At 28.8% G+C, this 23,105-nt stretch carries 20 protein-coding genes and 5 tRNA genes; 4 read left to right on the top strand and 21 right to left on the bottom strand.

Going from position 1 to position 23,105, the window contains the following annotated elements:
* Positions 1-586 precede the first annotated feature (586 nt).
* A complete protein-coding gene (locus B3W71_RS03725; RefSeq protein WP_346887598.1) occupies positions 587-832 on the top strand; it encodes an AbrB/MazE/SpoVT family DNA-binding domain-containing protein in 246 nt (81 codons plus the stop codon).
* Positions 833-1,045: 213 nt separating this feature from the next.
* Here the strand turns inward: B3W71_RS03725 and B3W71_RS03720 are convergent, their stop codons facing one another.
* The 3 genes from B3W71_RS03720 to B3W71_RS03710 form a co-directional block, all read right to left on the bottom strand.
* Complete coding sequence (locus B3W71_RS03720; RefSeq protein ID WP_346887597.1) at positions 1,046-2,209, bottom strand: NlpC/P60 family protein; 1,164 nt, start codon at positions 2,207-2,209, stop codon at positions 1,046-1,048.
* A gap of 189 nt (positions 2,210-2,398) precedes the next feature.
* Entirely contained in the window at positions 2,399-3,241 is an 843-nt protein-coding gene (gene rsmI, locus B3W71_RS03715) for a 16S rRNA (cytidine(1402)-2'-O)-methyltransferase (protein WP_346887596.1), read from the bottom strand.
* 29 nt (positions 3,242-3,270) lie between these two features.
* Positions 3,271-4,017: a tRNA1(Val) (adenine(37)-N6)-methyltransferase gene (locus B3W71_RS03710; protein ID WP_346887595.1), complete on the bottom strand. Its 747-nt coding sequence runs from the start codon at positions 4,015-4,017 to the stop codon at positions 3,271-3,273.
* A 671-nt stretch (positions 4,018-4,688) separates the two neighbouring features.
* Here B3W71_RS03710 and B3W71_RS03705 point away from each other — a divergent pair.
* Positions 4,689-5,348, top strand: coding sequence for a type II toxin-antitoxin system VapC family toxin (locus B3W71_RS03705; RefSeq protein WP_346887594.1), 660 nt, complete (start codon positions 4,689-4,691; stop codon positions 5,346-5,348).
* 112 nt (positions 5,349-5,460) lie between these two features.
* On the opposite strand, the gene B3W71_RS03700 is transcribed toward B3W71_RS03705, so the two are convergent.
* The 8 genes from B3W71_RS03700 to B3W71_RS03665 form a co-directional block, all read right to left on the bottom strand.
* The gene (locus B3W71_RS03700) at positions 5,461-6,150 is read right to left on the bottom strand and encodes a LysM peptidoglycan-binding domain-containing protein (RefSeq protein ID WP_346887593.1); all 690 of its coding nucleotides are present in this window, start codon (positions 6,148-6,150) and stop codon (positions 5,461-5,463) included.
* Between the two features lie 148 nt (positions 6,151-6,298).
* Entirely contained in the window at positions 6,299-6,502 is a 204-nt protein-coding gene (locus B3W71_RS03695; protein ID WP_346887592.1) for a heavy-metal-associated domain-containing protein, read from the bottom strand.
* 10 nt (positions 6,503-6,512) lie between these two features.
* Positions 6,513-7,421, bottom strand: coding sequence for a stage 0 sporulation family protein (locus tag B3W71_RS03690; RefSeq protein ID WP_346887591.1), 909 nt, complete (start codon positions 7,419-7,421; stop codon positions 6,513-6,515).
* A gap of 2 nt (positions 7,422-7,423) precedes the next feature.
* Positions 7,424-8,353: a DNA polymerase III subunit delta' gene (locus B3W71_RS03685; protein ID WP_346887590.1), complete on the bottom strand. Its 930-nt coding sequence runs from the start codon at positions 8,351-8,353 to the stop codon at positions 7,424-7,426.
* Positions 8,354-8,430: 77 nt separating this feature from the next.
* A complete protein-coding gene (locus tag B3W71_RS03680; protein WP_346887589.1) occupies positions 8,431-8,760 on the bottom strand; it encodes a cyclic-di-AMP receptor in 330 nt (109 codons plus the stop codon).
* Between the two features lie 19 nt (positions 8,761-8,779).
* On the bottom strand, positions 8,780-9,406 hold the full coding sequence (tmk, locus tag B3W71_RS03675; protein ID WP_346887588.1) for a dTMP kinase: 627 nt from the start codon (positions 9,404-9,406) through the stop codon (positions 8,780-8,782).
* A gap of 42 nt (positions 9,407-9,448) precedes the next feature.
* Positions 9,449-10,885 (bottom strand): aminotransferase class I/II-fold pyridoxal phosphate-dependent enzyme, encoded by a 1,437-nt coding sequence (locus B3W71_RS03670; RefSeq protein ID WP_346887587.1) that lies wholly within the window; start codon positions 10,883-10,885, stop codon positions 9,449-9,451.
* Positions 10,867-11,073 (bottom strand): sigma factor G inhibitor Gin, encoded by a 207-nt coding sequence (locus B3W71_RS03665; protein WP_346887586.1) that lies wholly within the window; start codon positions 11,071-11,073, stop codon positions 10,867-10,869. The genes B3W71_RS03670 and B3W71_RS03665 overlap by 19 nt, the downstream gene beginning before the upstream one ends.
* Positions 11,074-11,506: 433 nt before the next feature.
* Between B3W71_RS03665 and B3W71_RS03660 the strand changes: the two genes are divergently transcribed.
* Positions 11,507-12,655: a hypothetical protein gene (locus B3W71_RS03660; RefSeq protein ID WP_346887585.1), complete on the top strand. Its 1,149-nt coding sequence runs from the start codon at positions 11,507-11,509 to the stop codon at positions 12,653-12,655.
* 107 nt (positions 12,656-12,762) lie between these two features.
* Here B3W71_RS03660 and B3W71_RS03655 read toward each other — a convergent pair.
* From B3W71_RS03655 to B3W71_RS03620, 8 genes are all read right to left on the bottom strand, one after another.
* Positions 12,763-12,836, bottom strand: a tRNA-Cys gene (locus B3W71_RS03655).
* A 4-nt stretch (positions 12,837-12,840) separates the two neighbouring features.
* A tRNA-Gly gene (locus tag B3W71_RS03650) sits at positions 12,841-12,915 on the bottom strand.
* A gap of 7 nt (positions 12,916-12,922) precedes the next feature.
* A tRNA-Phe gene (locus B3W71_RS03645) sits at positions 12,923-12,998 on the bottom strand.
* Positions 12,999-13,020: 22 nt separating this feature from the next.
* A tRNA-Asp gene (locus B3W71_RS03640) sits at positions 13,021-13,097 on the bottom strand.
* A 12-nt stretch (positions 13,098-13,109) separates the two neighbouring features.
* Positions 13,110-13,185: transfer RNA gene (locus B3W71_RS03635), tRNA-Val, on the bottom strand.
* Positions 13,186-13,337: 152 nt separating this feature from the next.
* A complete protein-coding gene (gene hslO / locus B3W71_RS03630) occupies positions 13,338-14,219 on the bottom strand; it encodes an Hsp33 family molecular chaperone HslO (RefSeq protein ID WP_346887584.1) in 882 nt (293 codons plus the stop codon).
* Positions 14,220-14,223: 4 nt separating this feature from the next.
* Positions 14,224-14,970, bottom strand: a complete 747-nt coding sequence (locus B3W71_RS03625) for a class I SAM-dependent methyltransferase (RefSeq protein WP_346887583.1) — start codon at positions 14,968-14,970, stop codon at positions 14,224-14,226.
* 234 nt (positions 14,971-15,204) lie between these two features.
* A complete protein-coding gene (locus tag B3W71_RS03620; protein ID WP_346887582.1) occupies positions 15,205-15,447 on the bottom strand; it encodes a small, acid-soluble spore protein, alpha/beta type in 243 nt (80 codons plus the stop codon).
* A 791-nt stretch (positions 15,448-16,238) separates the two neighbouring features.
* Between B3W71_RS03620 and B3W71_RS03615 the strand changes: the two genes are divergently transcribed.
* Positions 16,239-17,915 carry a peptide ABC transporter substrate-binding protein gene (locus B3W71_RS03615; RefSeq protein WP_346887581.1) on the top strand — a complete coding sequence of 559 codons (1,677 nt, stop codon included), beginning with the start codon at positions 16,239-16,241 and terminating at the stop codon, positions 17,913-17,915.
* A 243-nt stretch (positions 17,916-18,158) separates the two neighbouring features.
* Here B3W71_RS03615 and B3W71_RS03610 read toward each other — a convergent pair whose 3' ends face one another.
* Positions 18,159-19,841 carry a peptide ABC transporter substrate-binding protein gene (locus B3W71_RS03610; RefSeq protein WP_346887580.1) on the bottom strand — a complete coding sequence of 561 codons (1,683 nt, stop codon included), beginning with the start codon at positions 19,839-19,841 and terminating at the stop codon, positions 18,159-18,161.
* Positions 19,842-21,060: 1,219 nt separating this feature from the next.
* Positions 21,061-22,743 carry a peptide ABC transporter substrate-binding protein gene (locus B3W71_RS03605; RefSeq protein ID WP_346887579.1) on the bottom strand — a complete coding sequence of 561 codons (1,683 nt, stop codon included), beginning with the start codon at positions 22,741-22,743 and terminating at the stop codon, positions 21,061-21,063.
* Positions 22,744-23,105: the final 362 nt, after the last annotated feature.

The raw sequence follows: 23,105 nt of genomic DNA, 5'->3' as shown, positions 1-23,105 counted from the left end.
ATAAAAGTAAAAGCCGAAATTTTTATTAATCTATTATGACGTTTATATATATAAATCCTTCATATATTCAATATATGCTAATATTATTAACAACAATCACATTTTATTAACACATTTTACTAAATAATATCAACATAATATGTTAATTAATCTATATATAGTTTCCTTTAATTGTATCGATTATAAGCTTATATTGAGCATTATCCACATTATCCACAGATAGGTTGTGTATAATATTTTTTATTTTCTGTTTAAAACAATGAATAGCACTACTCTTTTTCCTTCAAAATTTGATATTTTTTGTAGAATTAATGCTCTATTCATATAAATTTCTATTGAAAAACAGTATTTTTATGTTAAAATAGTTAATTATAAGTTAAATTATTCATCTTTTCCTTATTCTCTGATTAATATTACTATAATAGCCATTATATTAATGGGATATAATGTAATAAACTTATTTTTTTTATCATTTTTTATTGACTTATGATTTTTTTTGTATTATAGTTATTATATGGTATTAATTATAATATCTGTAACTAGGTTTTGTTTAGTTACACAAGCGAAAATATAGGAGGAATTTATTATGAAATCAACTGGTGTTGTAAGAAAAGTAGATGAGTTAGGGAGAATAGTTATCCCAGTGGAGTTAAGAAGAACATTAAATATCGATGTTAAGGATGCACTTGAAATATATGTAGATGGTGATCAAGTTATATTAAAGAAATATGAGCCTGCATGCATCTTCTGTGGAGATGCTCGTGACGTAATTAATTATAAATCTAAAAACATATGCCAAAAGTGTCTAACTGAATTAAAATGTCAAGAATAATAATAGTTAATAATAAAACGTTACTTAAAATTAGGTAGCGTTTTTTATTATTATATATATTATATATAGTGAGATTTTATCCTCTGATGGCTGATTATACACTAATTATTCTCTTAAGAAATATATTAGTAGGCTTCAATACTAATATATTATTAAACTCTTTATAAATATAAAAAGATCAGTAAATTGAATTACTGATCTTATTTGGCAGAATTAATATCTTCTTGCTCCAGCATAATCTCCTCTAGTATTCAGTGGAGATATCTTTACATATTCATTGTCTTGAGGCGCATGAAGATAACTATTGTTACCAACGTATATACCAACATGATATATATTTCCAGCTGATCCAAAGAACACTAAATCCCCGGGTTCTGGTTGAGAAACTGGTGTTCCTGCATTCATTTGAGCTTCAGCTACTCTAGGAATGCTTTTTCCACAAGCAGCATATACATAACTAGTTAAACCAGAGCAATCAAAACTATCAGGTCCGGTTGCACCCCATTTGTATGGACGTCCTATAAAGTTCATTGCATAGCCAACTATAGAACTACCTGAAGCATTTGGAGGTGCTGTTACATTTGAACTACTATCTCCTCTACTTGGTCTATCTGTACTTGGACTATTGTTAGTTGTACTACTATTATTGCTAGCAGTATTATTACTATTAGCAGTATACTCAGCTATTTGTCTCTCTGTTTCTTTTATTTGCGCTTCACTTTCTTTCCAAGCAGCTTCAAATAAATCTCTATTAGCCTCTGCTTTAGCTAAAGCCTCTTTATGTTCAACTCTTTTTTCTTCTAGTTGAGCTAATTTTGTATTATTCTCTTTTTGTAATGTATCTAGCTTTGCTTTTTCATCTTCAATTGCTTTTTTCTCTGATACAAGAATTTCTTTCTTTTCAACTAGACTACTAACAACTTCTTTATCATAGCTTATAATTCTGTTTACGTTACTTAGTCTAGTCATAAAGTCGGATATACCCTCTGAGTCTAAAAGTACCTCAATATAGCTATCCATACCATTCATATACATTGATTTCATTCTCTTATTAAATAATTCATTTTCGTCTTTTATATCACTTTCAGTAGCTTGTACCTTCTTGTTGCTCTCTTCAATTTTACCTTCTGCTTCATTAATTTCAGCATTCAACTTTTCTATATCAATAGTGATATTTTCCATTTGAGAATTTACTGACTGTATTGAAGCTGATATCTCATCGACTTGCTCCTGAGCACTTTTATAGCTATTTTTATTTTCCTCTAGCTTCTGCTCATATTTTGCTTTATCACTGTTTGGATCTGCAAATGCGCTAGTTCCAGCACAAGAGATAGTTAATGCTAAAGCAAGTACTAATGATATGCTTTTCTTATTCAAAAAAATTCCCTCCCCCTCAACGTTATAAATCTCATTTACCATTATAACACTATAATGACTAATATCTCAAGTAATTTAGAAAAAAAATGAGACAAGCCTCTATTTTTTATGAATATACAAGTAAATATATTTAATGTAACTCTTCACATTCATTCTTACTCATAAAATTTTATAATAATTCTTCTTTACTTATATATCAATTCCAAACTTATATACCTCTGATTTATGCATATTTCTTTCCTTTGCAACTTTTTTTATTGCTTCTTTTTTATCTAGACCTTCATTTATGTATGCTCTTATATGCTCTTCAATGTTCATATCTTCCCACTTAGCCCTCATTTCTGCCACAATCTCACTCTTGCTTTTACCTTCCAGAACTAGTACATACTCACCCTTAGGCTTATTTTCTTTATAATACTCTATACATTCTTCTAAAGTACCCCTTAATATAGTTTCATGAAGTTTCGTAAGCTCCTTACATACAGCAATATTTCTATTTCCTAAGTTATCTTTTATAAAACTTAATGTTGATTCTAATCTATGAGGTGCTTCATAAAATATTAAAGTTTCTTGTCTATCTGATAACCCCTCTATAGTCTCTCTTTTCTCTTTATTTTCTCTAGATAAAAATCCTACAAATAAAAATTTATTCGTATTTAGTCCAGAATAGACTAAAGCAGTAGTTATTGCTGTAGCCCCTGGATATACTTCAAATTCTATATTTTCCTCAATACATCTTTTTACAATAATAGCTCCTGGGTCTGAGATTCCCGGAGTACCTGCATCACTTATTATAGCTACATTTTGACCTTCTACTAATTTTTTTATTATATCCTCACTTTTTCCATTTTCATTATGTTTATGATAGCTTATTAAAGTTTTCTTTATATTAAAATGATTTAAAAGCTTTAAGCTCTGTCTTGTGTCTTCACATGCAATTATATCTACACTTTTTAGAGTCTCAAGTGCTCTAAGAGTTATGTCCTTTAAATTTCCTATTGGAGTAGGTATTAAATATAATTTACCACTCATTTTACTCACCTCTTCTATACTTTGTTTTATTATCCTAACCATTGTGAATTATATATTTTTTTAATCTCTTCTGAATAAGAATCATCTTCCATATGTACATACAATGGGTCTTCTATTTTTAGAAATGCACCTCCATCTCTTTGTCCTTCAACTAATATTATATTAGGTGCTTTTCCTGGTTTAGGATGAACTAATCTTATTCTCTTTGGTTCTATTTTGTATTTTCTCATAAGAGTAAATATATCTACTATCCTATCAGGTCTATGTACCATAAAAAACTTACCATTGTCCTTTAATAGTACCCTAGCTGCCACTATAACATCTTCTAGGGTACAGCATACTTCATGCCTTGCAATAGTACTTTTATCGCTCTCATTGAGTATTCCAGAGTTATATAACTTATATGGTGGATTTACAGTTACTATATCTACCCTACCTAATGATTTTAAAAGCTCCTTATCCTTTAAATCCCCTTCAATAAATTTAACCTCTTCACTAAAATTATTATATTTTGAAGTTCTATTTGCCATTTCAGCAAACTCACCTTGTATTTCTACACCCTTTATAACTCCACATTGACTCTTTCCTTTTATTATAAATGGAATTATTCCTGTTCCACTACATAAATCAATAATGGTAGCATTTCTTTTAACTTTAGCAAAATTAGCTAAAAGTACTGCATCAACGCCAAATCTAAACCCATCTTTTTTTTGTATGATATTGATACCCTTTAATTGCAGGTCATCTAATGTTTCATCTACATTTATCAAGCTCATAATATAAAATTCCTTTCTATTAGCCAAATTACTCATATTCTATTATATAATAAGTTGTTCTGTTTTTCATCTTATCAACAATTACAATAAAAATTTATAGACTATTTATATGGGTCTTTCGCAAAATAAGCTAATCTAAATAAATATTGAATAAGCACTTATATTATTGTTAGCGAAAACCCCCATTATTTTGTAATATCTAGATTATAATTATTAATTACTTCAAAATAGTATTATATGAATTATAAAATCCCCTTGAATAGTTATAACTTTTAACCATCAAGGGGAAACTTTCTTATTTCTGTATACTATAATATAGGGGGAAGCAATATGTTATTATCTAGCCTTCTACAAATAATCTATATCTGCTAAATAAAACATATTGCATTTAGGGTTTATATTTATGATTTAATTTGTCATTTATCCGATGACTACCAGCCCTAATACGCACATCTTCTTCAAAGCTGGAGTAAAGAGCTGCTACGTCCCTGGATAACGATTTCTAAGCTTCATAGAAGCTAAGAACTCTGTTTATATTATTGCCAGTATAAATAGAAATATACAGCTATATTTAATTTATTACTTAAATAACAGTAATAAGTAATAGTTTAATTTAATATAATACAATAATCATTTAGTATTTCAATATATAGTTAGGAAAGGTTTGCATTATGGAAATATTATTTTACCCTTTTTCATCAGTAGGTTTTCAATCAAATACTTCTATTTTATTAGATGCATCATTCTTACTTAGTTTGGTCTATGATGATGATATAAAGCACGCTGAATGTATAGAGGTATTCAGGATATTACTTAATAATCAATGCAAACTCTTAGTTACAAACATAATCTCTGCTGAAGTACTAAATCAAATCATGTATAAAATATTTATGATAGATATATGTCATAAAATTGATAAAGAAAGTGCCTTCAATTCTCAGACAAATATAAAGCAAATTATATCGTCCTTTAGTAAGTATGACAGAAAAATCATAAAAGATAAGAAAATAGATAAGTTAAGAGAAATTCCTTATAAAAAGTATTTTGATAATCTTTCTAAAAATAGCTCTAAAAGAGATCTCCTTAGTGTTTATTATAAAACAGCTGTAACTATGCATAATCAACTTGAAAATACAGTTAAATATAAATACGTTGAAATAAATAAGGTTTGTATGAGTAAAACTAAAGAAATTATGATCAAGAATCTATTATCTATAAATGATGCAACCCATATAGCTACTTGTATTTGCCACAACATAGACTATTTATTAACTTTAGATAGTGACTTTGTTTATGCAGATTGTGATTCTGTTAAGATATTAAAAATATAGCTATGTAGAGTTCTCTACATAGCTATATCACTTTTCATAAAATCTTAAACCTTTTTATAGTATATTATCATTTAGATAGATGACTTAATTTAAGTTACTTTATTCATACAAACTATTTATTAGGTATACATAAAGTATCTTCAACTTTTATTGCATTATCATTTATGTTATTATGTGCTTTAATTAGTTCGATTCCCTTCATTATATCCATATCGGATAAATGTTCCTTAGCTATGCTAAATAATGTATCCCCTGATTTAACAATATATTTAGTGTGATCAGTATGACTTTTGTTATTAGCTGAATCTGTCTCTTCGCCTTTTTCCTCAGCGGCTTTTTCTCCTGTTACTAATGAAGTTTCATAAGAAATAATAAGTTTTTGACCTGCTGTAATAATATCATCTTTACTCATATTATTTCTTGTTAATATCTCTGCTACTACTTCACTTGGATCAGAATTTGGCATGTAAGTTCTAGCTATACTATAAAGTGTGTCATTTGACTTTACTGTATAGTATCCTTCTTTTACTTCCTCCATACTTGTATCCTTTTTATCTTCATTTGTATTTTTCTTGTCTTCCGCATCTTTATTCTTATCCTCTTGTTCTAATGCAGTCTTATCAGAGTTAGCTTCTTTATTTTCATTGTTGGCTTCATTACTCTTTGAGTCAGTAGTTGAAGCTGTATTATTTTTAGGCTCTTTGCTTTGATCCTTATTTCCTATATAGCTTACAGAAAAAAATATTCCACCCAAAACAATTGCACAACTTATAGCTATTACTATTTGCTTTTTAAATTTCATAATTAACACCTCTCTATATTTTAATAACTAATATTTAAATAATTAACAAATTTATAGAAAATATACATGATACTATGAAATTTATTTAGTTTAATGCCAATATATAAAAATCCTTGTAGTCTTTCTAACTACAAGGATTCTTTGAACACTATATAACGGTATATCCACTATCTTCTATGGATTGAATTATATCATCTATATTTATAAAATAATTGTCATAGACAATTTCTACTTCTTTTTTAGCCTTGTGTATTCCGCAAGCTATAACTCCTTCATTAATGGATATAGCATTCTTAACTCTTGTAACATCTTTACTTGTAACCATATCACAAACTTTAAGCGTAGTCTTCATATCCATCCTCCTAATTTTCTTTAAATAATTCCTTAATTAATGTAGGATCTTCAGCTTGATTCTCTAATTCCTTTAAATCAATTTCATTGATTATGTCTTCATAACTACCAGATATTAAAGTTAAATCATTTATGCTAACAACCTTAATGTCATCTTCACCATCTTTTAGGTTAACTTTAACTTTCACAGCCTCTTTTACTACACTATTAGAGATTACTTCACCTTTTCCATAGCATGTATCTACTATAGAACCTACCTTAGGTAATCTTTTTCTTATACCTTCATAGGTTTCTTGTTCGTAATTTAAACAGCACATAAGTCTTCCACATATTCCTGAAATTTTAGTTGGATTTAAAGATAAATTTTGCTCTTTTGCCATTTTTATTGATACAGGTGCAAATTCACCTAAAAATGTAGAGCAACACAGACTTCTTCCACAAGGGCCAAGACCTCCAGTCATTTTAGCTTCATCTCTAACTCCAATTTGTCTCAGTTCTATTCTAGTTCTAAAAATTGACGCTAGGTCTTTTACTAGTTCTCTAAAATCAACCCTACCATCTGCTGTAAAGTAGAATATTACTTTATTATTATCAAAGGTATATTCTACATCTATAAGCTTCATAGTTAAATCATGAGCCTTTATTTTTTCAAGACATACCTTAAAAGCTTCTTCTTCCTTTTCTTTATTTATCTTATTGGTGTTTATGTCCTCCTCCAAAGCTTTTCTTATTACATTCTTTAAAGGGGCTACTATTTCACCTTCTCTGAGTTCTTTCTTGCCAACTACACATTCACCAAACTCTACACCTCTTGCAGTCTCTACAACTACAAAATCGCCTTTTTTTATATCTAAATCACCGGGATTAAAATAATATATTTTACCGGCTTTTTTAAATCTTACTCCTATTACTGTTATCATATTTAAACCTCCTGCATTCTCAAAACCATCGTTATAAATGCCAATGACGAGTTTACATTATTTTTTAAAATCTTTCTTGTTTCATCTACAATGTTAATCATACCATTTAATTTGCTTAATGAAAATATATTAACTAAATCTTTAATTTCTGATATTTTATCAATGTTTATTAATAGTCTTTCATCACCAATTTCTTTATATATAATTATATCTCTTATTATAGTTATAACTATATCTAAAACTTCCTCCTGGCTACTACTATAATCATTAAAAAACTTTTCATAGTCTAAAGATGTTTCATAATCTTTATCCTTAATTCTATATATAAGTTCAAAAATTGTATTTCTTATTAAATTAAAATCTTCATTTTCTATTAGACTTTCTGCTTTTCCTGGTATTCCTTTTGCAAAAGAAGTAGCTACTAATAGCTTCTCCTCTTCGATTCCTGCATATCTATTCTTAAGAAATAAAATCATCTCTTCATCTGATAATGACTTTAATTTATGTATACCACACCTTGATTTAATTGTATCTAGCATACCTTCTAACTCTTCACATAGTATAAATATATAAACATTGGCTGGAGGCTCCTCTATGGTTTTTAAAAATGCATTTTGGGCCTGAAATGTAATTTTGTCACCATTGTCTATGATAATAACCTTATTATCTCCCTCAAAGGGTTTCTTATTACATTCCTCTATAATATTTCTTACGGTGTTTACCCCTATAGACGACTTTCCTTTATCTAAAGACCAATAAATTATATCTACATGTTCCCTAACTGTATCTATACCTAAAAGCTTTAATGCTATAAATTTAGCTAGAACACTTTTTCCTATTCCTTTTTCTCCAACTAATATATGAGCATGAGTAAATTTATTATTATTAATTGCTTCTAGTAAGCTATTTTTCATCTTATCATGACCTATCATACTCATCTGCTCCTTCCTATATAATAAATAATGTACAATAAGTTTAACTTATTGTACATTATCTCACTTAAATTATATTATACTCTTAAAAACTTATCTACATCAACAACAAATATAGTAGCGCCGCCTATATTCACCTCTATAGGATATGGAACGTATACTCCTGTGGAACCAGCAACTGGAGAAGGTGATGATATAAGTTGTTTTCTAACTTTACAGATTTCTTCTATATATCCTAAAACAGTATCAACTTTATTTTCATCTACACCTATCATTAATGTTGTATTTCCTGCTTTTAAAAATCCACCTGTAGTTGCAAGCTTTGTAACTCTTAAGCCATTCTCTGTTAAGAGATCAATTAAATCCATAGCATCGTCATCTTGAACTATTGCAATTACTAATTTCATATAGTACCCCTCCTAAATTTTATTTATGCTTTATATAGGATTCAACTCTATTTACTATGTTTCTATGAATATTTTCTATAGAGTCATCTCCATTTATTAATTCTATTTTATCATAAATGCTACCAATTTTTGAATATGCTTCAAAAACTTTTTTATGAAAATCCATACCAACATTTTCAAGTCTATCTAATTCTCTTTGGCTTTTCTTTCTTTCAATTCCTTTCTCATAAGGAATACTTATCATAAATACTAAATCTGCTTCAAGTCCTCCTAAAGCAAAGTCATTTATAGATTTTACTGTATCTATTCCTAATTCCCTAGCAATTCCCTGATAAACTATAGATGAATACACAAATCTATCACATAAAACCACCTTTCCTTCAGCAATAGCAGGCTTTATTACTTCTCTTACTAACTGAGCTCTTGCTGCTGAATATAATAAAGCCTCACACATATTATCCATCTCTTGGTTATCATTATCCAAAATTATCTCTCTAATTTTCTCACTAATTCTAGTTCCACCTGGCTCTCTTGTTCTTATAACTTCAATACCCTTATCTACAAAATACTTTTCTAGCAACTCTATTTGTGTAGACTTTCCACTACCATCTGGACCTTCCAATGCTATTAATAACCCTTTATTCAAATAACTTACCTCCAAACTTGCCTCTTCTTATACGCTTTTATGTTATTTTATTATAACTAAACTATCATCTTTAACTCCTAATAGTGTAATCTTATTATCTCTATAGTATCCTATTATATCAATAATATCTTTTGTAACAATTTCACCTGGCATTATTAGCGGTACTCCAGGTGGGTATGGAACTATAGCTTGTCCGCACACTTTATTTATAGAACTCTCAAGTCTACACTCTACTTTTTTCATGTCTATAGTTTCCCATGGTAATTTTTCTATTGGTGGAATATCATACTCCTTAGGCTTCACATATTGTTCTTTTAAAATATCTTTATTACATTCTTTTAGTACTCTATATAATTTATCAAAATCATCCTTAGTATTTGAGGTAGCAAAAATTAATACTACATTTCTTGAGTCGCTCATTTCACATTGAATTTTATTTTCTTTTAAATAGTCTAATAATAGATGACCACTAAACCCTTTAGGTACATTTATAATATATCTAGTCTTATCAATATATACTCTGCTTTTAACAGATTGGTTTTGTCCTATTATATCATATTCATCTATTATATGATAAAACCCAAGATCATTTATTTTTATTCTATATTTCCCACATAGAGTAATCAAAGTACTATAATCTTTTTTTCCATACTGTTGTAAATAATATCTACTATAATCCATACTTGCAAGAAATACATAGGAAGGACTAGTTGTCAAAAAGGCACTAGTGTAGAAACTAACATCTTCTAAAAGTTCCTCACAATTCACATGTAAAAATGATGTTTGTGTTAGACTTGGCAAAGTTTTATGAGCGCTATGAACGACCATATCACAACCTAATTTAAGTGGATTTTCAGGTAATTCATCTATAATTCCAAAGTGTGCTCCATGAGCAGAATCTATTAATACCTTCATATTATATTTCTTAGCTTCTTTAACTATTTCCTCCAAATCTGTACAAATACCGTAATAGCTCGGATAAGTTAATAATATCCCTTTGGCATCTTGATTTTCTTTTATTACCTTAAATAGATGCTTCTTATTAATAGAAAAAGGTGCATCATATTTTTTACTTACTTCATTCATTACATATATTGGTTTTAATTTACGTAGTATTATACTATTGAATACTGATCTATGGCAGTTTCTTTCTACGATTATTTTATCCCCTTCTTTAAATGTGGCAAATATCATAATCATATTTCCTGAAGTACTTCCATTAACTAAAAAGTAAGATTTTTTACTTCCATAATAATTAGCAAGCTGTTCTTGTCCTTCTTTTATTATACCTGTGGGATGATGTAGATTATCTACACCATCTACCTCAGTAATATCAAATTTAATAAAATTATCTAATAAAACCTTTCCTTCTTTTGTATCTTCATAAGCTTTTCCCATTTTATGTCCTGGCATAGCAAAATAGCTATTTTCTTCTTCTTTGTATTTCAATAGTGCATGCACTATCGGTAATCTTGGCACCTATCACTCACTCCTCTTGGTATAAGTTGAACTAGATTCTTTTTAATACAGTTCTTATAAAATTCATAGAAATCTGTATTGGTTTCTATTGTTAATAATCTTTTTTCACAGTTCTCACAAATTCTTCGTCCATATATAAGTATACCATTATCTAGAGGCTTTCTGCATATAATACATTCCTTATTCATATTTTTCCCCCTCAAAATTTATCCAATAGAGCTTGTTAGTCTATTATTATATTGTCTTTGAATAAGTTAACTTAGCTAAAATACAATAATTTCACTAAGCTTTACTTCATGTTAAGACTGTCTAAATTCTCGCCCCTTATAATATATTTTATTCATAAAATTCTTTTTTTTATTTTGTCCAAAAAAAAAATTTCATCTTATAATTCATACTTTTTCTACCTAAAGTAACATTAAATATCCTATTAACAAGTTGAAATACTAATATATCTATTTATCATTTATTTTTCTTCTAATTATTAATATATAACTTAGTACTATCATTAAGTTATCCTTAACATCTATAAATCTATTACAGGATAATATAAATATATGTGCACATACTAATTATATAAAGTTATAGTTGATATCTTTGACATTGTAGGGAGGGTTATAATTGAAACAAAACGTTTTGAGCTTTTTATCTACTATAAAATCAGAAATACTAGATGTTAATAAATTTCTATATGATACTAGTGAAAGTTGCTTTAATGAGTATAAGTCATCAGACTACATTATAAAACTTTTGGAAAAATATAATTTTAATATTGAAAGAAACTTTATGGGTATTCCAACAGCTTTTCGTGCAATGATTGGAAACGACCATCCAGAGATATGTTTTATATGTAAATATAGTAGTGGAAGTGATGATGGGCATGTGTTTGGTAATAATGCTAATGCTACTATGTCCTTAGGCGCAGCCATAGGTTTATCTTCCATTATAGATAAAATAGGTGGATCTATTGTAGTGATAGGATGTCCTGGAAAATATTCTAATGGGTCTGAAATTATAATGACAAAAGAAAATGTGTTTGAAAATTGTAGTGTGATTTTTGCTCCTCATGTAGATAATGTCACATCTATTAACAATACTTCTCAAGCGTGCACAACCTTACAGCTCGATTATAATAATTTACTTATCTCTAATGATAATGCTAATCAAAGTTCATTAGATGTATGCCTGCATACAGTACATTTTATAAATGAATTAATTAAAAATATCTCGAAGGACTGTTATATGGATCACTTAAATCTCACCTGTGATAATGCACTAAGTGAATATCCTTCATGTGCAAAGGTTAAGTTTGAAATTAAATCAAAAAACTGCAAATTGTCTAATAAAATTGAAGAAAGCATAAGAAAATATATTAAATGTATAGAAGATATCATAAATATAAATTGTTCTATTAAGTTAATAGAGCTTCCATGTAAAGAACTTTTAGATAATAAAATAATAAATAAATTATTTGAAAGTAATTTAAAAGAAAGTTGTTTAATTGAAATAAATTGTGGTAAAAAAATGCTATACCCTTTAGGTATTGGTACTGTAAGTCATACTACGCCTACTATATATCCATCTATATCAATAGTAACTGACTCCTCTATTCCTTGCCCTTCAAAGGAATTTAGAGATTCAACCCTAACAGAATATGCTCAGTGTAATATATGGAAATCTATTGAAGCTTTAAGTCTAACTTCTATAGATTTAATTGATCGTAAAGATTTAATACATGAAAGCACAGCACTTCTTTCTAAAGATATATAAATAACTAAAATCTAATTTTAATATATAGTATATTAGAATTAGGTTTTTTAGCTATCAAAACTATACAAAGCAAAAAGACTTGTAAGTAAGTTACTTACAAGTCTTTTTGGAGGCGCCACCCAGATTTGAACTGGGGATAAAGGCTTTGCAGGCCTCTGCCTTACCACTTGGCTATGGCGCCATATTGGAGCGGAAGACGAGATTCGAACTCGCGACGTTCACCTTGGCAAGGTGACGCTCTACCACTGAGCCACTCCCGCTTAATAATGGTGGCTCGAGCAGGAATCGAACCAGCGACACGAGGATTTTCAGTCCTCTGCTCTACCGACTGAGCTATCGAGCCAGACACAAATTTTAGAATTTATTGGCGACCCAGAAGGGACTCGAACCCTCGACCTCCGGCGTGACAGGCCGGCACTCTAACCAACTGAGCCACTGGGCCATAAAGATTTTGTGGTGGTCGCAACAGGGATCGAACCTGTGACCCCCTGCTTGTAAGGCAGGTGCTCTCCCAGCTGAGCTATGCGACCAAAATTTAAACTTGTGACACCATTATTAATAAATAATCTTTGTCAAGTTTTGAGAAAACACTTTATTTTTCCAACTCTTAACAAAGATTATTATATTAAATTTTAAGTTCATTGTCAATATACTTTTTAAAATTTCTTTTATCCTAATAAAATTATTTAACAGTATCTAATATTTTTTTAATATCCTCTGTTTTAAACTCATAGGTCTTATTACAAAAATGACATAAAACTTCTTCTGTTTTGCCATCATCGTATATTTCTTGTAAATCATTTTTACCTATACTCATTAACACTCTTTCTATTCTTTCTCTTGAACAATCACATTTATAAATCGGTGTTAAAGAATCATATATTTTTAAATCCATATCTTCAAATACAAATTCCAATATCTCTTCAATAGTCATTCCTTTATCTATCATAGATGTAATGGATGGAATTTCTTCTAATCTATAAGTTATAATGTCTGCCAAAAACTCTGATGCACCTGGCATCATTTGCACAATAAATCCTCCAGCAGCTTTTATAGATAGATTTGTATCTACTAGTACTCCTAAAGCAACTGCAGAAGGTGTTTGCTCTGATACAGTGAAGTAATATGCTATATCATCACCTACTTCTCCAGTATATATAGGTACTTGCCCTACATAAGGTTCTTTAAGTCCCATATCTTTAATTACCTTTAGATATCCATTTTTACCTATAGCACCACCAACTTCTAACTTACCCTTTTCATTTAAAGGTAGATCTACTTGTGGATCGCCTATGTATCCTTTAACACTTCCATCATGATGAGCAGTAACAGTAATTCCTTTAGCTTCCCCTCCACCATCTATTTGAATAGTTAAGCTATCAGTATCATTTTTTAACATAGCTCCCATTAAAACTCCACCAGTTAACATTCTACCTAATGCCGCTGATGCTGTTGGCATACATTCATGAGTTCTAGTTGCCTCATCTACTAACTCCGTTGTAGTAGCTGCAATTATTCTCACTTGACCATCTTTTGCAGTAGCTCTAATTAATTTATCTTTCATTACTTTAACATCCTTTCTTACGTAAAACATAGGTAATTCTCTCTGTGTTCTCGTTTATAGCAGTTTCTTCATAGCAGTTAAATTTTTTTTCTATAAAGAGCCCTGCTTCATCTATAAATTTTTCTATTTTTATATCACTATATGCTCTTTCTCTATGATGTTCATCAAATCTATGATACACTTGTCCTTTTTTCACAAAAAAAGTTAAATACATATCCACTATATCTTCTTGTAATTGATTTTCCCATATATATACTACATCTTCACTATCATAATTAAAGATGTTATTTCCTAATATATGCTTAATCTTATACTCTGTATTAATATCAAAAATAAAAATTCCATCGTCTTTTAAGTGTTTATTCACTGACATAAAATACAGTTTAAGTTTTTGATCTTCAACTATATAGTTAGTTGAATCCAATCCACAGGTTATTAAATCAAATTGCTTTTTAAGATTAAAGTTACATATATCTTGACACATAACTTTAGCTTTAATTCCCTCAGCCTTTAATTTTTCATCTGCAATGGATAGCATATATTCTGATAAATCTATAGCTGTTGTAAATATAAAGTTTTTTCCAATTAATTTTGTAAAGTTTCCTGTACCACAGGCTAGATCTAAATAATCTCTTCTTCCAACTTTATATTCCTTGCAAATCTCAATAATTTTATCTGCCCAACTTCTATAATTTATATCTTCATTAATAAGCTCATCATATATATCAGCAAAATCATTATAACAGTCCATAGGTTCACCATCTTTTCTATATAATCACCTATCCATTTTACATTACTTTCTTTATTTTGTCTAAGAAATCTTCTACAATTATATAAGGAATTTCACCTCTTTATATTTATATAAGCTACAATTGAACTTCTGAGTCAGATTAATAATTTATCTTAATTAATTTATCCTAATTAATAATTCTTTCCATACTTAAAAATTCTTGATTAGAATGAATTATTACTATAATATATACATCTAAAAAAACTCATCATTCTTAGGAATATTTAACCCTTTTTTCTTTTTAGTCATCATGCCTCCAATTCTTCCTGTTTCTTCAGCCGTTAAACTACTCCACCCAAATTCATTTACCTTGTCTGCTAAGCCTAATTCTTCTACTATATCATACTTTATCTTTTCTCTTAAAGCTTCTTGTGGAGTTAATTCTTTATTAGCTTTCAATTTAGATTTTATTACTTTCTTTAACGGAGTCTTACCCATAAACTTCCACCTCTGCATTATTAAAATATAGTTTTAGGCATCTGAAAATAAATAATAAGTCAAAGATGGGAAGTATATTTTGAGTTAGACAAGGAAACAGGTTCNNGGTTCTGTTGACGCAGTATAACCCAAAATAGACGTGCATTCTGACTTATTTATTTTTTGAAGATGGCTAAATATAATAATTATATTTTTTACCATAGGCTTTTTTTTATTCATGTATTATGTGAATTCTATTTAATTTATTAATGTATAATTTTTCCCCATATAGTGCCAATATAATAAATTTAAAAAACAAATTTTATTACATATTTTCACTTAAATTAAATATTTTTATCTTAATTAAATATTTTCACTTAAATAAAATATTTTCACTTAAATAAGCATATTTACATCTGACAATTTATTATGTATAATTAAATAAAGTAATGAATATTCTGTATTTTTATTTTATCATGAAATATTTTCTGTATTATTATATGAGTATTTATATAATAATATAATTTATTTAAAATATTAAATTTTATCTTCATCATATATGTGAATTTATTTTCATTCTACTTCTATTATTTTTACTTACTTTCATGTTCATGAAAACGATTTTTATGAACTTCGACTGAATTTTATTTAATAAATTGGATATATTATAAAATTTGAGTTTAGCTTATATTATTTTTTACAACTTTTAATAATATTCCATCTTAATTAATATGACATACTTCTTCAAGCAGGAATTATATTAGCCTTTGCTAATATTTTCATATTATAAATATAAATAGGGGGAAATATTTATGAAAAGTAAAAAAATTTTAGCTTGCATTCTTACTCTATCCATAGCATCTAGTTTATTCCTTGGATGTGGTAAGTCAAAAGATTCTGATCAAAGTAAAGAAGGCGGCATTGATAAAGATCAATTTCTTAATGTAGTACTGCTTAACGAGCCAAAAAGCTTAGACCCTGCAAAAGCTTATGACATTTATACTTCTTACGTCCATACCAATATTCAGGAAGCGTTAACAAGATTAGGTGTCGATGATAATGGTAATGATGTAGTTAAGGAAGGGATAGCTAAGGAGTGGAAGCAATCTGAAGATGGTTTAACTTGGACATTTAAATTAAGAGATACTAAATGGAGTGATGGCCAACCAGTAACTGCAGAACAATTTGTTTATGGCATTACAAGAACATTAGATGGAAATACTGCTTCAGAAATGGCATACTTACTTTTCCCAATAAAAAATGCTGAAGAATTCAACTCTGGAAAGGCTAAAGCTGAAGAATTGGGAGTTAAGGCTATAGATGATAAGACACTAGAATTTACATTAAAAGCACCTTGTGCATATTTTTTAAACATGACTTATTCAAAAATCATGGAACCTCAAAGAAAAGACATAGTTGAGAAGCATGGAGATAAGCACGGCTCAGAAGCAGATACTTTAGTCTATGCTGGCCCATTTAAAATTTCAGAGTGGGTGCATAACAATAAAATTGAATTAGTAAAAAACCCTGAATATTGGGATGCTGAAAATGTAAAACTAGAAAAAGCTACAATGAAAATCATAAAAGATGAAAATGCTAGAATGAATGAAATATATAACGGCTCATTAGATCTAGGTACTGTATCTAAACCAGAGTGGATAGAACAACTTGATAAAACTGGCCAATTCGAAGTTAAAAAAGGTTATGATACTTCCGCTACCTATAATTTCTTCAACCATGAAAATAAATATTTCAAAAATGCTAAAATAAGAAAAGCTTTTCTTATCGCTAAGGATCGTGAAGGAACAATTAAAATTGCACAGAGAGGATTAGCAGAGCCTGCTACAGCTTGGGTTCCACCATCAGTTAAAGTTGGTGACGATGAGTTTAGAAAAGTTACTGATTTCCAACCTGTAACTGAACTTAAGAAAGAAAATCCAGATCCTAAAGCTTTATTTATTGAAGGTTTAAAAGAAGAAGGTTTAGATCCAGACCCTTCAAAACATACTATCAAACTACTTGAAGGAGGAACCGATTCCACCGCTAAAGAAAGGGCAGAGTTTGATCAACAAAATTTTACTGAAAAATTAGGGATAAACATTAATGTAGACTATGTTGAGTGGGCAACATTCCTAGAAAAAACAGATGACATGGACTTTGAGTTAGCTGGTGCGTCAGTTACTGCAGACTATAATGATCCACTAACTTATTTTGATATGTACATGAGTGATAGAGCTTCTGTTAAAACAGGTTGGAAAAATGAGAAATATGATGAATTAATTAAAAAGGCCATGACCACAAATGACCCAGAAGAAAGAAAGAAATTATTCCAAGAAGCTGAAAAGATTTTTATTTACGAAGATGCTGCTATAAGTCCAACTGCATGGAGATTTAAAAATACTTATGTTCGTAATTATGTTAAGAACTACACATCTCCTGTTTTTGGAAACTTAGATTTAAAAACAGTTTATACACAAGGTAGAGAATAAAATCAATAAACTTTTTACAAAACTATATAAAAAAGACTATATAAAAATTTCTAAAGAATTCTTATATAGTCCTTACTATTTTATTATTTTTCTATCAATTTTTATAACTTCTATTGTTATATAAAAGTATATCTTCACTATTAATCTATACACCCTCTATAGTAGATTCTATAAAAGTGCTCCTTAAAATATCTATAATAAATATTTTAAGGAGCACTAATATTATTCTAAGAATATTTTATACTATTTTCTTCCTGATGTATAAGTGTATTTCAAATCAATTGTTCCAAATAATGGAGCACTATAGTTTTTAACATACTTTCCTACATAAGTATTTTTAAATCTCCAAGCTTCCGGACTTATAACTCCATCTTCATATAATAAGATTCTTTCTGCCTCTTTAAATAACTCAGTTCTTTCTGCTGGATCGACAGTTTGTGATGCTTTAGTTAAAAGTTCATCATATTTAGGATTTGACCAACCTGTTGGTACAACACCAGCTCCACTCATCCATAAATCAAGATATGTGTTAGGATCATTATAATCTCCAGACCATGCCATACCAGCAACTTGATAATCCATATCATCAGTTCTAGTTTGGAATTGTGCCCATTCAACATATTCAACGCCTACATTTATTCCAAGCTTTTCTTGATAAACTTGTTGTTGGAATTCAGCATACTCTTTAGCTACTGAATCTGTACCTGATTGTAAGTATTTAATAGTTATAGTTGATGGATCTTCTCCAAGTCCTAATTCTTTCATTCCTTCTATTAATAAAGCCTTTGGATCTGGATTTTCATCCATAAGATTTTTAATTGGAAGATCTTTAACCTTATCTCTATACTCTTCTCCACCTATTTGTACTTTTGGAGGTACGAAAGATAATGCTGGTTCTCCAAGACCTTTTCTTAGAGTCTTAATTTTATTTTCTCTATCTTCAGCTATTATGAAGGCTTTTCTTACCTTAGCATTGCTAAATAGTTTGTCATTTTGGTTAAAGAAAGTATAAGTAGTTGAACTATCATACCCCTTTTTAGCTTCATATTGACCAGTTGCATCAAGTTTTTCTATCCACTCTGGTTTAGATACTGCAGCCATATCTAAAGAACCATTATATAATTCATTCATTCTAGCATTTTCATCTTTTATGATTTTCATTGTAGCTTTTTCTAGTTTTACATTTTCAGCATCCCAATATTCAGGATTCTTAGTAAATTCAACTTTATTATTATGAACCCATTCAGAAATTACAAATGGTCCACTATACATCATAGTATTGGCTTCTGAACCATACCTGTCACCATGTTGTTCTACTATATCTTGTCTTTGTGGTTGCATTACTTTAAAGTATGTCAAGTCAAGGAAGTATGCACATGGTGATTTTAATGTAAATTCTAGTGTCTTATCATCTATAGCCTTAACTCCTAACTCTTCAGCTTTAACTTTTCCAGAGTTGAATTCTTCAGCATTTTTGATTGGATACAGTAGAAATGCATATGGTGATGCAGTATTTTGATCTAATGTTCTTGTAATACCATAAACAAAGTCCTTTGCAGTTATTGCTTGTCCATCACTCCACTTAGCATCTCTTAACTTAAATGTCCAAACTGTTTTATCCTCTGAAGCTTTCCAACTTTCTGCTATACCTGGTTCAATCTTATCTTTTCCATTTTCATCTTGTATAATTCTTGTTAATGCTTCTTGAGAGTTAGCAAGAACTTGTGAAGAATATAAATCACTTGATTTAGATTGGTCAATTGTTTTTGGCTCTGCTCTTAATTCTAAGTTAAGATACTGATCCTTGTCCATTCCTTCAGATGCAGCACCATTTCCTGATTCTTCCTTATTACCACAACCTACTAAAGCAACGGATGTTACCATAGATAATGCTAATAAAGACGACAATATTTTTTTGCTTTTCATGAATAATCCCCCTTCATTAACCATCAATAATAATAGACATAAGCACATATCTATTTGATTTAAATTTATTATATATTAACATTTTTGCGATTGCAATACCTATTATCTGAATATTTATAAGATTGCTCAAATTCGACTTTTTCTATTATAATTAAACAAATATCGAACTAAAATATCTTCAAAAGTCTTTTTTTAAATATTAATCTGATATTTTTTTAAATTTTAATTTATTTTTTTAATTATTTATTATTTTTCTTAATTTTTTTCTTCATTTTTCATCATCTTTCTTTCTAAATCGCATTTTTATTCATTATTTGTCGAAATTCGTAATACGAATTTCGCTATTAATTTATATGAATTTTTTGTATATTGAAATACATTTTACTAGTAATTTCACTAACAATTATACATATTTTACAATATATACAATCACTTCATTCATTATTGCATGTTAATATATAATTTCCTTCATTTTGATTATAATAAGTAACTATTCACCTATTAAAATAAATTAAGGTTAGTGCTATTATTAGATTAATAAAAAACTTCTTCCATTTACATCTATCTTTGATAGTATGAAGCCTGTCTTAAAAAAGCTAATGGTAAAGTAGGTTACACGATTTTTAATAGAATTCCTGGTTATGTATCAACAGTAAGAAATTAAAGTAAAAATGCTTTAGATTGTTTAAATTCAATATTTACTTAAAATCCATTTGATTCAACGTTTGTCTAAAAAGCTTCGCTAACTGAGGTGTTTCACCTCATTTTTTCATACATAGGTTTAAAAGTTATCCCTTATTGTAAATTGGATAAATCATTTTACAATAAAGGATAATTTTTTATGTAAATATATTTCACCCTTAATATAAATCATATAAAAATACCGGTTTATCTAGGAGCCTCAAATCTATTAGTACCAATGGATCAATGATACAAGAACATAAAAACCTCTAGAATATTGATTATTCTCAACAGGTAATTAAAAACTGGAATAAATATAATTACTTTTTGAAAGAATGTTGTTATTTTTATGTATATATTTCAAAATTAATATGAGTAACTGAATAGTTACTATAATAGTTGTAATATGATAAGATACTATAGATAATATAAAATGATATGATTTTCAAGATCTTTGCCTATACACATAATTCTAAATATAAAAATAATAAAAGAGTAAAGCTCAATACTTTACTCTTTTATCATTTTTATATTAATATTACTCTCTTCCTGATGTATAAGTGTATTTCAAATCAATTGTTCCAAACATTGGATAATTATAGTTTTTAACATACTTTCCTACATAAATATTTTTAAATCTCCAAGCTTCTGGACTTATAACTCCATCCTCATATAATAAGATTCTTTCTGCTTCTTTAAATAACTTAGCTCTTTCTTCCATATCGACAGTTTGTGCTGCTTTAGCTATAATCTCATCATATTTAGGATTTGACCAACCTGTTGGTACAGTATTAGTTCCAGTCACCCAAAAATTAAGATATGCATTAGGATCATTATAATCTCCACTCCAAGCCATACCAGCTATTTCATATTCCAGATTATCAGTTCTAGTTTGGAATTGTGCCCATTCAACATAATCAACGTTTACATTTATTCCAAGCTTTTCTTGATAAACTTGTTGTTGGAATTCAGCATATTCTTTGGCTACTGAATCTGTACCTGATTGTAAGTATTTAATAGTTATAGTTGATGGGTCTTCTCCAAGTCCTAATTCCTTCATTCCTTCTATTAATAGTGCCTTTGGATCTGGATTTTCAGCTATAAGATCTTTAACTGGAAGATCATTAGCCTTCTCTCTATACTCTTCGCCACCTATTTTTACTTTTGGAGGTACGAAAGATAATGCTTCTTCTCCAAGACCTTTTCTTAGAGTCTTAATTTTATTTTCTCTATCTTCAGCTATTATGAATGCTTTTCTTACCTTGGCATTGCTAAATAGTTTATTATTTTGGTTAAAGAAAGTATAAGTAATTGCACCCTCATACTCTTTTTTAGCTTCATAATTACCAGTTGAATTAAATTTTTCTATCCACTCTGGTTTAACTACAGTAGCGATATCTAATGAACCATTATATAATTCATTCATTCTAGCATTTTCGTCTTTTATTATTTTCATTGTAGCTTTTTCTAGTTTTACATTTTCAGCATCCCAATATTCAGGATTCTTAGTAAATTCAACTTTATTATTATGAACCCATTCAGAAATTACAAATGGTCCTGAATACATCATAGCATCTGCTTCTGAACCATATTTATCACCGTGTTGTTCTACTATATCTTGTCTTTGTGGTTGCATTACTTTATAGTATGTCAATTCAAGGAAGTATGGACATGGTGATTTTAATGTAAATTCTAGTGTCTTATCATCTATAGCCTTAACTCCTAATTCTTCAGCTTTAGCTTCACCATTGTTAAATTCTTCAGCATTTTTGATTGGATATAGTAGGAATGCATTTTGTGATGCAGTATTTTGATCTAGTGTTCTTGTAATACCATAAACAAAATCCTTTGCAGTTATTACTTGTCCATCACTCCATTTAGCATCTCTTAACTTAAATGTCCAAACTGTCTTATCCTCTGAAGCTTCCCAGCTTTCAGCCATACCTGGTTCAACTTTATCTTTACCAGTTTCATCTTGTACAATTCTTGTTAAAGCTTCTTGACAGTTAGCAAGAATTTCTGAAGAGTATGCATCACTTGATTTAGATTGATCAATTGTTTTAGGTTCTTCCTTTAATGCTACGTTAAGATACTGATCCTTGTCCATTCCTTCAGATGCAGCACCATTTCCTGATTCTTCCTTATTACCACAACCTACTAAAGCAACGGATGTTATCATAGATAATGCTAATAAAGATGCCAATATTTTTTTGCTTTTCATGAATAATCCCCCTTAATTAACCATCAATATAATAGATATAAGCACATATCCATTTGATTTAAATTTATTATATATTAACATTTTTACTATTGCAATACTTATTATCTTAATATTTACAATATTGCTTCAGTTCGACTTTTTTTATTATAAATATACAAATATCGAATTAAAATATCTTTAAAAATCTTTTTTTAAAATATTTATCTAAAATTTTTTAAATTTTAATTTATTTTTTAAATTATTTTTTCATTTTTTTCATTTTTTTCTTCATTTTTTCTTCATTTTTCTTTCTAAATCTTGTTTTGATTTCCAATTCGTCGAAATTTGTATGAATCTTTTGCATATTAAGATATATTCCGCCA

Origin of the sequence: Clostridium sp. UBA1056 (genome assembly GCA_002316385.1) — a bacterium.
Lineage (GTDB): Bacteria > Bacillota > Clostridia > Clostridiales > Clostridiaceae > Clostridium_J.
The sequence above is the reverse complement of the archived record's forward strand: the minus strand, read 5'-3'. Positions and strand labels throughout refer to the sequence as shown.

Bases quoted from the DNA above. Each gene is read 5' to 3' on its own strand.
- B3W71_RS03625 (WP_346887583.1), bottom strand. From the start codon at position 14,970: ATGGACTGTTATAATGATTTTGCTGATATATATGATGAGCTTATTAAT.
- B3W71_RS03605 (WP_346887579.1), bottom strand. From the start codon at position 22,743: ATGAAAAGCAAAAAAATATTGGCATCTTTATTAGCATTATCTATGATA.
- B3W71_RS03665 (WP_346887586.1), bottom strand. From the start codon at position 11,073: ATGAATAAGGAATGTATTATATGCAGAAAGCCTCTAGATAATGGTATA.
- hslO (WP_346887584.1), bottom strand. From the start codon at position 14,219: ATGAAAGATAAATTAATTAGAGCTACTGCAAAAGATGGTCAAGTGAGA.
- B3W71_RS03620 (WP_346887582.1), bottom strand. From the start codon at position 15,447: ATGGGTAAGACTCCGTTAAAGAAAGTAATAAAATCTAAATTGAAAGCT.
- B3W71_RS03690 (WP_346887591.1), bottom strand. From the start codon at position 7,421: ATGATAACAGTAATAGGAGTAAGATTTAAAAAAGCCGGTAAAATATAT.
- B3W71_RS03685 (WP_346887590.1), bottom strand. From the start codon at position 8,353: ATGATAGGTCATGATAAGATGAAAAATAGCTTACTAGAAGCAATTAAT.
- B3W71_RS03705 (WP_346887594.1), top strand. From the start codon at position 4,689: ATGGAAATATTATTTTACCCTTTTTCATCAGTAGGTTTTCAATCAAAT.
- rsmI (WP_346887596.1), bottom strand. From the start codon at position 3,241: ATGAGTGGTAAATTATATTTAATACCTACTCCAATAGGAAATTTAAAG.
- B3W71_RS03695 (WP_346887592.1), bottom strand. From the start codon at position 6,502: ATGAAGACTACGCTTAAAGTTTGTGATATGGTTACAAGTAAAGATGTT.
- B3W71_RS03610 (WP_346887580.1), bottom strand. From the start codon at position 19,841: ATGAAAAGCAAAAAAATATTGTCGTCTTTATTAGCATTATCTATGGTA.
- B3W71_RS03680 (WP_346887589.1), bottom strand. From the start codon at position 8,760: ATGAAATTAGTAATTGCAATAGTTCAAGATGACGATGCTATGGATTTA.
- B3W71_RS03710 (WP_346887595.1), bottom strand. From the start codon at position 4,017: ATGAGCTTGATAAATGTAGATGAAACATTAGATGACCTGCAATTAAAG.
- B3W71_RS03700 (WP_346887593.1), bottom strand. From the start codon at position 6,150: ATGAAATTTAAAAAGCAAATAGTAATAGCTATAAGTTGTGCAATTGTT.
- B3W71_RS03615 (WP_346887581.1), top strand. From the start codon at position 16,239: ATGAAAAGTAAAAAAATTTTAGCTTGCATTCTTACTCTATCCATAGCA.
- B3W71_RS03725 (WP_346887598.1), top strand. From the start codon at position 587: ATGAAATCAACTGGTGTTGTAAGAAAAGTAGATGAGTTAGGGAGAATA.